Origin of the sequence: Barnesiella sp. CU968 (genome assembly GCF_905219685.1) — a bacterium.
Lineage (GTDB): Bacteria > Bacteroidota > Bacteroidia > Bacteroidales > Muribaculaceae > Lepagella > Lepagella muris_A.
Window position 1 is genome coordinate 1 of sequence record NZ_CAJMXD010000062.1, and the last position, 10,671, is coordinate 10,671.

Consider the following 10,671-nt stretch of genomic DNA (forward strand, 5'->3'; position numbering starts at 1 on the left):
AGGGACTTTTGCAAATTTAATCGACTGAAAATTAAGTGTTTAACAGCATAAATTTAATTTTTGTCATCTACTAAAAATTCAGAAAATAAATCATCGGTTGGCTCAGTTAGCGGCTTAGCCAAGGCTGAACAACCTCAAATTTTACCGAATCATTGTAAAAAATATCTTGAAATATTTGCGCATATGGAACATTTTTGTTACCTTTGCCTTGTTAATAATAACAAATAGTTCTTTGATTTATGAAGTATTCCGAATTAGAGGCTGAATTGAAAGCCGCAGGATGCTTTGTCGTTCGGAAAGGTGGGAATCATCGTATTTGGTTCTCTCCTATCACGGAAAAGAAATTTCCTCTTGGTCATCATGGCGCAAAGGAAGTTCCACCTCCCACCGAACGTAACGTCCGGAAGGTGTCAGGAGTAAAAAAGAACTGATGCCTTAATTCTAAAAATGAGTAGGGGTAAATCCCCTACTCATCTCCATAAATCAATTATTTTATTTGTTATTAATAACAAAGGAGGCAATAGCCTCCTTTTGATGGAACTTTATAATTTCATTGATATGAAAGTCAACATAGTTTTTGAAATGGCAAAAGATGGCGGATGCTCATGTTTCATGAAAGAGGATTTGCCGGACTTCGGTCTTTTGGGTTTCGGTGATTCCCCGCAGGAGGCTAAGGAAGACATGCTTAAGGCATATCACGAAATTAAGGATATGCTTATCGAGGAAGGGAAAAATCCTCCGGAACTTGATTTCGTATATCACTATGATATGAAATCGTTCTTTGAGTATTTCGATTTCCTAAATGTCTCTAAAGTGGCTCAGAGGGCAGGAATAAATCCGTCTCTTATGCGTAAGTATTCCTCTGGTCTTGTAAAAGCAGGGGAAGGGCAATATCTGAAGCTGCAAAGTGCAGTTCATTCTATTGCAAACGAATTGGCTTCCGCCAATTTCTAAGATATTTCGCCCGTGAGGGTAACTTCATTTATCAAAGAACGATGCCGCGCCTCTTGGCGCGGCTTTTTTAATACAATCAGAAGCGCGGGAGTCTTGAAGACTCCCGCGCTTCTGATTGTATATCGTATTGAATTATTCTTCCGTGGTGTCATCCTTTCATTAGAAAAATTTGTTCGTTGGATAAATTTTGATTACTTTCGGAAAAATTTCAAGAACAACTGACACTAAAACTATGGTATTCATTATTGTAATAGTCGCCATTATCATTGTTTTTATAGTTTTGGGTACTCTTATAGAAGGAGATCCATCAGATTCCAAGACAGTCAAATATGAAAGACCCAAGACTAAACCTATCTTCTCGGAAAAAGTCAACATTGATCGAAAAGAAAGTAATGCAAAACGGATTTTTGATCCCTGCTCTATTGACTTTGAAGTTAAGGGTACCAATTTTAGAACCAATGACGAAATACGAGCAGCACGATTCTTGGAGAAAGGAGACACACTTGTATTAGTTTCAGAACCAGATAATGCTGTTGATCCAAATGCAGTAAAAGTTTACAATATAAATGGCGTTCACATTGGATATGTGCAAAAAAATCTGTCTGCATTCGTATTTGAAAGAATTGATCATGTTGAATCATGCAAGGTTAAAAATGTTTCTAAGCATAATATTCCATTTACTTTTGAAGTCTTGGAAGCCGGACTTTCGGGCAACAAAAAAGCCACAAATCATTGATTTGTAGCTTTTTGTCCGTTTACTGACCATTTCTGTCCAGTAAGTTCAGCGGAGAGAGAGGGATTCGAACCCCCGGAGGTGTTACCCTCAACGGTTTTCAAGACCGCCGCGATCGACCACTCTGCCATCTCTCCTTGATTGCGGATGCAAAGTTACAAATATTTTTTTTATCCTGCAAACTTTTTATGATAAACTTGCGATAAACTTGCGATAAACTTGCCGTCACAACAAAACACAACAAAACCGCAGCCTCAATTCCATCCTCCTCCGAGTGCCTTGTATAGATTTATGAGTGCGAGATACTCATCACGCATGGCGTTGTTCACTCCTATCTGTGCGTTGAAATAACGCCGCTGCGCATCAAGCACGTCGATATAGTTGAGCGTGCCGCCACGATATTGCAGACGTGCGAGATTGACATATTTTGCGGCAGCCTCACACAACTCTATCATCAGTCGACGGTTTTTCTGATAACCGCTATACGCGGTCACTGCAGTATTGACCTCGGTAAAGGCTTTCATCACGGCTTGCTCGTATTCATATCTGGTCTGGTCATATACGGCTATGGATGCCCTGTATTTCCTTTTTTTTCTGCCGAAATCAAAAACGCTGCCGGCGATTGAACCGACAACATATGTAAATGGCGATTTGAAGAAGTTTGTCAATGCATCATTCTCGAATCCCGGGGTGAAACCTATTTTAATGGAAGGAAACCGATCTGCATATGACATTCCCACATCTGCCATCGCCGCCTTGAGACGCTGCTCGGCTCCCCGGAGATCAGGCCGCCGCTTGAGCAGATCCGAAGGCACACCGAGAGGCAATTTGTCCTGAAGCGCAGTGTTGAATTCAAACGTCCGTTCGCCAAGTATCTCATGGGGATACTCACCCATCAGCAGAGTAAGAGCATTCCGCGTGGATGTCACGCGCAGTTCGAGATCCGGAATCATGGAGGCAGCGGTTGAATACTCCACCTTTGCCTGTTGATATACGGTTTCGGACGTAAGACCGCCTTCAAACCGTATACGCGCCTGGTCAAGTGATTCCTGTCGGGTGTGCAGCGTGCGTTTCACGATCGCAAGCTCATTTTCAAGCGAAAGCAAACGCACATATACCGTAGCCACCTCCGCTATGAGTTCCATGCGCATTGCCCTGTAATCCTCTTCCGACGCGATATAACGTGCCTTTCCTGCATTTCGGGCGTGAAACATCGATCCCCACAGGTTCATTTCCCATGTAATCGGCAGTTTAAGATCATGTTCCGGATCATTTTTTGTGCCTGTGCCATTATAATTATTGGTTTCATGCGAATATCCCACGTTTAATCCCACCTGCGGCAGAAGGTTTGCTTTCTGCACCCCATACAGTTCACGCATCTGTTCTATTCGCGAGGCAGCCTTCAGCAGATCCCTGTTGTTTTCGAGTGCGATTTTCATTATCCTCGTCAATGTGGGATCAGTATAAAACTCCCACCACGCCACATCAGCGATGGAGAGGGAATCGACATAAGCCGAAGGCACAAAAGTCTCCGGCATGTCCGTGCGCGCCGTCACAAGGTTCTTCGTTCCGGAGCAACCTGTCAGTGCCAGCGAAACCGCCAGTGTTATGTATGTCATTAATTTCATTGGGCAATCTTCTGTTTTTTGCGTCTGTTTACAAACTTATTTACCTGCACGAAAAAGAAGGGTACAAACACTATTCCCACCGTTATCGCCACAGCCATGCCGAAAAAGACACCAGTGCCGATATCGCGCCTGGCGGCGGAACCTGGACCCGAAGCGAAAAGCAATGGCAGAAGTCCGAGCATGAACGCCAGCGAAGTCATCACAATCGGACGGAAGCGCAGTCGCGCCGCAGTTCTCGCCGCCTTGGCGGCATCCGCCCCCTTGTCTGTCTCCTCTTTCGCGAATTCCACTATGAGGATTGCATTCTTAGCCACAAGTCCCACCAGCATCACCAGACCTATCTGGAAATAGATATTGTTTTCAAGACCGCAGAGCCATATGCCGAGGTAAGCTCCCACTCCAGCAATCGGAAGTGACAGAATCACGGCAAGAGGTACTGTCCAGCTCTCATACAAAGCCGCAAGAAAGAGGAACACAAAAAGGAAGACAAGCCCGAGAATGAGTCCTGTATTACCGCTTTCATGCTTCTGCTGATATGAAAGCCCGCTCCACTCCACTCCGATATTTGACGGCAGCTTCTCCTTGACAAGCTTTTCCAAAGCGTCCATAGCCTCTCCCGTGCTGTATCCATGCGCAGCCTCACCCGAAATGGTAGCCGAGTTGAACATATTGAAACGGCCTATCGTACCCGGACCTGTAGTAAAATGCGAGGTGCCGAGCGATGAAACCGGGACCATTGTGCCGTCGGAACTCTTCACAAAAAAGAGGTTTATATTGTCGCGATGCATCCGGTAAGGTGCGTCAGCCTGAATATATACACGATATATGCGGTTGAACATATTGAAGTCATTCACATATATGGATCCCGTGAATGCCTTCATCGTAGAGAATATATCGCTTACCGGGATGCCAAGCATCTGTGCCCTGTCACGGTCCACATCAAAGTAAAGCTGAGGGATGTCAGCCTGCATGGATGTAGACAGACCCGAGACCATCGGCAGACGCGCCGCATACGTGCGCAAGGTGTCAACGGCATTCTGCAGATCAGCATATGTCGCGTCCGCCTTTGCCTCAAGCACCATCTCGAAACCGCCGGATGTGCCGAGACCTGGAATGATAGCCGGCGAGAAGACATAAGCCTTGCTCTCGGGATATTTCGACAGGCTGTCGAGTATACGGTCCCGCACCTCTTTGATATCGTCCGTCTCACGCTTGTCCCAGGGTTTGAGAATCACGGTAAGCTGGGCATGAGCCTGATTTGTGCCCACACGTGGAGAAGACCCCGTCACGTTCAGCACATATTCCACATCCTTGTCTGCCATCAGCATTTCCATCGCCCTTTCCGTCACCTCCCGCGTACGCTCAATCGCCGCGCCCTCGGGAAGTTCAAGTTCTACGGTGAAATACCCCTGGTCTTCCTGTGACATAAAACTGCGCGGCATCAGCTCGTTCATCATATATATGAACGCAATAGCCAGAGCAAAAGTGAGATACATCCTGCGGGGATGCGCCAGCGTCCTGCCTATCGCACGCCCGTAAAAACGGTTGCCTTTACCAAGCCACAGATTGATAAGACGGAAAATCCTTGCCTTGCGTTTATGCGATGCCGGCTTAAGAAGTTTCGCGCACATCACCGGCGACAAGGTCAGAGCCACCACGGTGGAAATCACCACAGAAACTGCAATCGTCACTGTAAACTGCCTGTAAAGCTGTCCGGTTATTCCCGGCAGAAAACTTACCGGCACAAACACTGCGCAAAGCACGAGCGACATTGCCACAAGCGCGCTTCCGAGATTCTGCATGGCTTTAGCGGTAGCCTCCTTGGGAGGAAGATGCTCGGCATGCATTATGCGGTCTACATTTTCCACAACCACAATCGCATCATCCACCACAATACCGATGGCGAGTATCAGACCGAGCAATGTCAGCATATTCAGAGAAAAACCGAACATCAGCATTACCCCGAAAGTACCGACAAGTGAAATAGGCACCGCAATCACCGGTATCAGCGTTGCCCTCCAGTTCTGAAGCGAAAGGAACACCACAATAATCACAAGGACCAGAGCCTCAAAGAAAGTCTGATAAACATGATGTATAGACTCCTTGATGTATGTGGTCATGTCGAAAGGTATGTCATAGCTTATTCCTGAAGGGAAATTCTCCGACAGCGACTTCATCTCTTTCTTCACGGCATCCGCCACCTCCATGGCATTCGAACCCGGAAGCATATTGATATTAATCACAGCCGCATTACCGCCGTTTATTCCGCTTTCCGTAGAATAGCTCTGCGCCTCAAGCGAGATTCTCGCCACATCCTTCAGTCTTATGATCGAGCCGTTTGACGAAGCCCTGAGCACAATATCCTCAAACTCCTCCACCGAAGAAAGCCGTCCCCGCGCTATTATAGGCATCGTCACATCAATCTCCTCTGCGGGAGCCTGACCGAGCGCACCCGCCGCCGACTCCCTGTTCTGGTCTTTCAACGCGTTCTGAATATCCTTCACCGTCAAACCGAGATCAGCGAGTTTGTCGGGCTGCAGCCATATCTGCATGGCATAATAACGGCCACCCACATTGCTTACGCTTCCCACTCCGGGGATTCTTCGTATCGGGTCTATGACATTCAGTGTGGTGTAATTGCTGAGATAAACCTCGTCAAACTTGGGGTCATCAGAAAGGATTGTTATAGTCATAAGCCGGCTCGCGGTTTCCTTTGAAACGGATATGCCGTTCTGCACCACTTCCGCCGGCAGACGGGACTCAGCCTTCTTTATACGGTTCTGTATATCCACAGCCGCAAGTTCAGGATCGGTGTCGATATCAAAAGTCACCAATGCGGAGAACCCTCCGGAATTGCTGCTTGTCGACGACATGTAGATCATGCCCGGGGTTCCATTAAGTTCCTGCTCTATCGGAGTTGCCACAGCCTGTGTCACAGTCGTGGCATCGGCTCCCGGATATGAAGCCGTTATCCTGACAACCGGGGGCACAATCTCCGGATACTGGTCTACCGGAAGCATGGCGAGACCGATTGATCCGATTATGAATATCACTATGGATATCACTATCGAAAAGACGGGATGCTCGAGAAAGAAATTTTTACGCATGTCTGATGTCCCTTTTATTATTCCGGTTTATCGTTGTTATCCGCAGTGCCGTCTGACTTTTTCACAGCCTGCACCTTCATGCCGTGGTTAAGCTTATGATATCCTTCCACCACGATATTCTCACCTTTGGCAAGTCCGCGCTCCACTATTGTGTTGTTGTCGACCTCCGGTCCGATCTCGACAAATCTCTTCTCAACCACATCGTCGGGACGCACCACATAAATATAAGCCCCGTTCTTTTCAAGCACCAGAGCCTTTGTCGGAACCTGCACCGCCTGTTCGCGCACATCCAGAAGCACTTTCACTCTTGTCACCTCTCCCGGCAGAAGACTGCGGTCAGGATTCGGCATCTCGGCACGCACGGAGAAAGTGCCGGTTTTCGGGTCAACCTGCGGATCCGCAAAGTCGACAAGACCCTTGTGCGGATATTCCGAACCATCTGCAAGCGTGATTGTAACAAACAAATTCCAGTTGCGCGAAGGATCCTCGCTACCGAGATTCACATTCCTGTCTTTCCCTCTCAGATAATCAAGCGCGGTCATGGAGAAGTCCACACGCACGGTGTCACTTTTCACCACTGTGGCAAGGAGCGACTTTCCTCCGGAAGGACCGACAAGCGTACCAATGTCGGCAACCCTCTCGGATATATATCCTGAGATCGGAGATGTGACACGCGTATAACCCAGCGTTATCTCAGCCTGCGTAAGGTCAGCCTTGCTCACAATAACCTCCNCCATAGCGCTTTCATACGCAGCAGTGGCATTGTCAAGATCAAGCTNCGAAGCCGCGTTCTGCTCATAAAGAGGTTTTATGCGGTTGAGATCGTGTTTTGCCTTGCGCGCCTGCGCCTCCGCTTTGTTGAGCTGCGCACGGGCTTTGTTCACATGCGCGTCATAGAGTTTGGGGTCTATTACGAAAAGAGTCTGACCCTTGTTGATATAAGAGCCCTCCTTGAAACACATCTTTTCGAGATAGCCCTCGACACGGGCATGCACCTCCACGAACTGCTGCGCACGGATGCGACCCACATATTCACCATATATGTTGACATCGGCAGTCTCCACCGTCTCGACTTCCACAATCGGCAACGGAGCCTCCTGCGTCTTGGGTTTAAGCAGGAAATACAGTCCGGCACACACAATCAGAATTATCAGTATGATTACAAGCCACGCTTTCTTTGTACGGGGCATCGTTCTCTTGATCTTCTGAAGGCTGCATTTGCTGAACAGCCTTTTTGAAATCTCTCTGTAGTTGATGTTCATTTTGTTGAATTACAATAATATCAAGTGTCGGAAAACACATGTCGCACTGTCCGCGTCACAGCTCAGGGCAATACTGTCGCCACACAGACGTGCAAAGGTACACATTTTTACTGTTACCTTATTAACAAAAAAAACATTAAAATTGTTAAATCCTGCTTCTGTTCTTTTGGAATGAATCTATTGCCAACGCATAAGTTTCCTTGATGTCGGAAGCCATGCGGCGTTTGTCGAAACGCGCCGCATACTCCTTTCCCGCCTTAGTCATCTCCTCTATCTCGCGTCCGCCACGCAGAGCGGCAATCAGAGCTGCCGCCATATCCCGGGGAGAATCCGGATCCACATACAGCGACTCAGGTCCCCCCGCCTCCTCAAGACACGAGCCCGTGGCTGCAACCACAGGCCTCATGCTTTCCAGACCCTCTACAACAGGGATGCCGAATCCCTCATATCTCGAAGGATACGCAATCACCTCTGCCGCCTGGTTCACACCCGGCAGATCTTTGAAGTCAAGACCCGAATAATAATGTATACGTCCCGTCACACCCAGCTCTCGGGCTATGCGGTCCACGGTCTGCCTGTAACCGTGATGGTCACGCCCCACAACCACCAGACTTATATCCATCGGAAGCGAGGGGAGCGCACGCACGGTAAGTTCAAGATTCTTTCTGCGCTCGATTGTGCCGACCTGCAGGATATACCTCTCCGGCAGACGAAGACGGGAGCGCAGCGCGGAGATTTCATCAGCACCCCATAACCTGCGGAAAGATTCGTCACAACCCTGATATATCACATCAATCCGGTCCGGATCCACACCATAGAACCTCACGACATCCTCCTTGGTGCGTTCACTCACGGCAATTATCCTGTCAGCATTCATGCATGACCTTCCGTATTTGAAATCATACATCAGCCTGTCGATGCGCTTGTAGCATTCCGGCATTGTCCGGTATATCACATCATGCATGGTAAGAACCGAGGGCACTCCGCTCTTTCTGATATTCAACGGCAGTTCATTGCTGAGACCATGAAACACATCCACCTTGTCAGCGGAAAGATTGTTGGCAATACCGAACGAACGCCACAAAGCCCCTTTGAAACCCTGGGGGGGAGGCAGTCTGAATTCGACATTATGAAATCCTCTCACAGTCTCCAGACGCGGATTATCGCGAAGCGATGGTGTATACACAAACAGCCTGTCAGCGGGATTTTCCATCGCGACGCGCTCAATCACAAGTCTGGAATAATTACCAAGCCCGGTCATGTTAGACACAGCTCTTTTTCCGTCGAATCCTATAATCATAAGCAAATACAAGTTAGTAGGGGCGTTGGAGAGTCAGGCGCCCGCCACCCGCGAACTAACAGAATATCAGCTTTTCGAGAGCGTAGACACCCGCGCCTGCAAGATAACCCAGCAGTGCCACCCATGTAAATTTCTTCATATACCAGCCGAAGCTGATTTTTTCGAGTCCCATCACAATCACACCGGCTGCCGAACCGATGATCAGTATGGAGCCGCCGACTCCCGCACAATAAGACATCAGTTCCCAGAAAGTGCCGTCTATGACAAAGTTCGCGGCATAACCTACAGCCGCCGGATCTGCGACAGGATACATACCCATAACGCCGGCAACAAGGGGAACATTGTCTACAATCGCGGAAAGAACGCCGAGAACGAGTCCGATCCAGTATACATTATGAATCTCTTTGTCAAGATAAGCGGCTATGTCAGAAAGTATTCCTGTGCTCTGAAGAACCGCCACCGCCATGAGTATTCCGAGAAAGAAAAGTATTGAAGGCATGTCCACACGCGAAATCACCTTGGGCAGACGCAGTTCCTTTGCCTGTTCGAGCATCTTCGAATTATAGAAAATCTCTGTAAACACCCAAAGCGCGCCAAGCACGAAAAGCATACCGATAAAAGGCGGCAGATGGGTTATAGACTTGAACACCGGCACAAATATCAGTCCGCCGACTCCAAGATAAAACATCGTGGCTCGCTGACCGGATGTAATAAATGAATTCTTCTCTACCACCACATCGCGCGGAGGAAGTTCCCCTTTCAACTTACTGCTGATTATCACCAGCGGCACAAGCATTGACACCAGAGAAGGCACAAGCACAAAAGACAGCAACGCCGGAGCGGTTATGTTTCCGCTTACCCAAAGCATTATCGTGGTTATGTCTCCGATCGGACTCCATGCGCCTCCGCTGTTGGCGGCAATGATGATCATGCCTGCGTAAAGCCATCTCTCTTCCTTCTGCGTTATCAGCTTCCTGAGCAGCATCAGCATGACTATCGTAGTTGTAAGATTGTCAAGGATAGCCGACATAAAGAATGTCACGAAACTGATTATCCACAGCAACTTGCGCTTGTCTCGCGTATTGATATGATCGGTAATCACCCGGAATCCGCCGTGCACATCGACCATCTCCACAATAGTCATAGCACCGATAAGAAACAGAAGCGTCTGCATTATGTCGCCGAGATGCTCCACGATATCCACATTAAGCACATACTGCAGAGCCTGCTCATGCAGCGATTTGCTTTCAAGCCCGGGATGCGTTTCCATGAAATGCCTGAAACCGTCGGCAGAAACAACGGGAACCACAGACTCCGCACCCATGGCATAAATCACCCACATCAGCATGCCCAGAAGCAATGCCGACGCCGTCTTGTCAACTCGCAGAGGGTGTTCGAGCGCTATCGCAAGATAGCCGACAATGAATAAAACGAGCAGTGTCGTCAACATGATGGAAATAGAATAGATATAGATTGATTAACGATTGGTAAATCGGAAGCAAAAGTAGTATAAAAACAATAATTAAAGAAATTTTTCCTTAATACATTTTTAATGTTTGACAAATATGTTTTAAAACATAAAACTCATCTTGACTTATTTACGAAAGTTAAGAAACTGTTTAAATTTAATTGTGAGGTTCATTGAGAGGATTTTATGAGGTGTTTTTACGAGTCGAAGAGGGAGCAT

The 10,671-nt window shown here is 47.8% G+C and carries 8 protein-coding genes and 1 tRNA gene; 3 read left to right on the forward strand and 6 right to left on the reverse strand.

Going from position 1 to position 10,671, the window contains the following annotated elements:
* Nucleotides 1–239 precede the first annotated feature (239 nt).
* The 3 genes from JX312_RS04040 to JX312_RS04050 all read left to right on the forward strand — a co-directional run bounded on the left by JX312_RS04040 (nt 240) and on the right by JX312_RS04050 (nt 1,690).
* Nucleotides 240–431, forward strand: a complete 192-nt coding sequence (locus JX312_RS04040) for a type II toxin-antitoxin system HicA family toxin (protein WP_123408094.1) — start codon at nt 240–242, stop codon at nt 429–431.
* A gap of 127 nt (nt 432–558) precedes the next feature.
* The gene (locus JX312_RS04045; RefSeq protein WP_123408104.1) at nt 559–954 is read left to right on the forward strand and encodes a pilus assembly protein HicB; all 396 of its coding nucleotides are present in this window, start codon (nt 559–561) and stop codon (nt 952–954) included.
* A 232-nt stretch (nt 955–1,186) separates the two neighbouring features.
* Nucleotides 1,187–1,690 (forward strand): HIRAN domain-containing protein, encoded by a 504-nt coding sequence (locus tag JX312_RS04050; RefSeq protein ID WP_123408096.1) that lies wholly within the window; start codon nt 1,187–1,189, stop codon nt 1,688–1,690.
* A gap of 49 nt (nt 1,691–1,739) precedes the next feature.
* On the opposite strand, the gene JX312_RS04055 is transcribed toward JX312_RS04050, so the two are convergent.
* The 6 genes from JX312_RS04055 to nhaD form a co-directional block, all read right to left on the reverse strand.
* Nucleotides 1,740–1,824 (reverse strand) — tRNA-Ser (locus JX312_RS04055).
* Nucleotides 1,825–1,941: 117 nt separating this feature from the next.
* Nucleotides 1,942–3,315: an efflux transporter outer membrane subunit gene (locus tag JX312_RS04060; RefSeq protein WP_204457154.1), complete on the reverse strand. Its 1,374-nt coding sequence runs from the start codon at nt 3,313–3,315 to the stop codon at nt 1,942–1,944.
* Nucleotides 3,312–6,422 carry an efflux RND transporter permease subunit gene (locus tag JX312_RS04065; RefSeq protein WP_204457155.1) on the reverse strand — a complete coding sequence of 1,037 codons (3,111 nt, stop codon included), beginning with the start codon at nt 6,420–6,422 and terminating at the stop codon, nt 3,312–3,314. The genes JX312_RS04060 and JX312_RS04065 overlap by 4 nt, the downstream gene beginning before the upstream one ends.
* Before the next feature lie 17 nt (nt 6,423–6,439).
* Complete coding sequence (locus JX312_RS04070; RefSeq protein WP_204457156.1) at nt 6,440–7,684, reverse strand: efflux RND transporter periplasmic adaptor subunit; 1,245 nt, start codon at nt 7,682–7,684, stop codon at nt 6,440–6,442.
* A gap of 145 nt (nt 7,685–7,829) precedes the next feature.
* Nucleotides 7,830–8,984, reverse strand: a complete 1,155-nt coding sequence (locus JX312_RS04075; protein WP_123406419.1) for a glycosyltransferase family 1 protein — start codon at nt 8,982–8,984, stop codon at nt 7,830–7,832.
* Between the two features lie 55 nt (nt 8,985–9,039).
* Nucleotides 9,040–10,434: a sodium:proton antiporter NhaD gene (nhaD, locus tag JX312_RS04080; protein WP_123406421.1), complete on the reverse strand. Its 1,395-nt coding sequence runs from the start codon at nt 10,432–10,434 to the stop codon at nt 9,040–9,042.
* Between the last annotated feature and the right edge of the window lie 237 nt (nt 10,435–10,671).

Coding starts and splice junctions, on each gene's coding strand:
- JX312_RS04060 (WP_204457154.1), bottom strand. CDS start 3,315: ATGAAATTAATGACATACATAACACTGGCGGTTTCGCTGGCACTGACA.
- JX312_RS04040 (WP_123408094.1), top strand. CDS start 240: ATGAAGTATTCCGAATTAGAGGCTGAATTGAAAGCCGCAGGATGCTTT.
- JX312_RS04045 (WP_123408104.1), top strand. CDS start 559: ATGAAAGTCAACATAGTTTTTGAAATGGCAAAAGATGGCGGATGCTCA.
- JX312_RS04075 (WP_123406419.1), bottom strand. CDS start 8,984: ATGATTATAGGATTCGACGGAAAAAGAGCTGTGTCTAACATGACCGGG.
- JX312_RS04050 (WP_123408096.1), top strand. CDS start 1,187: ATGGTATTCATTATTGTAATAGTCGCCATTATCATTGTTTTTATAGTT.
- JX312_RS04065 (WP_204457155.1), bottom strand. CDS start 6,422: ATGCGTAAAAATTTCTTTCTCGAGCATCCCGTCTTTTCGATAGTGATA.
- nhaD (WP_123406421.1), bottom strand. CDS start 10,434: ATGTTGACGACACTGCTCGTTTTATTCATTGTCGGCTATCTTGCGATA.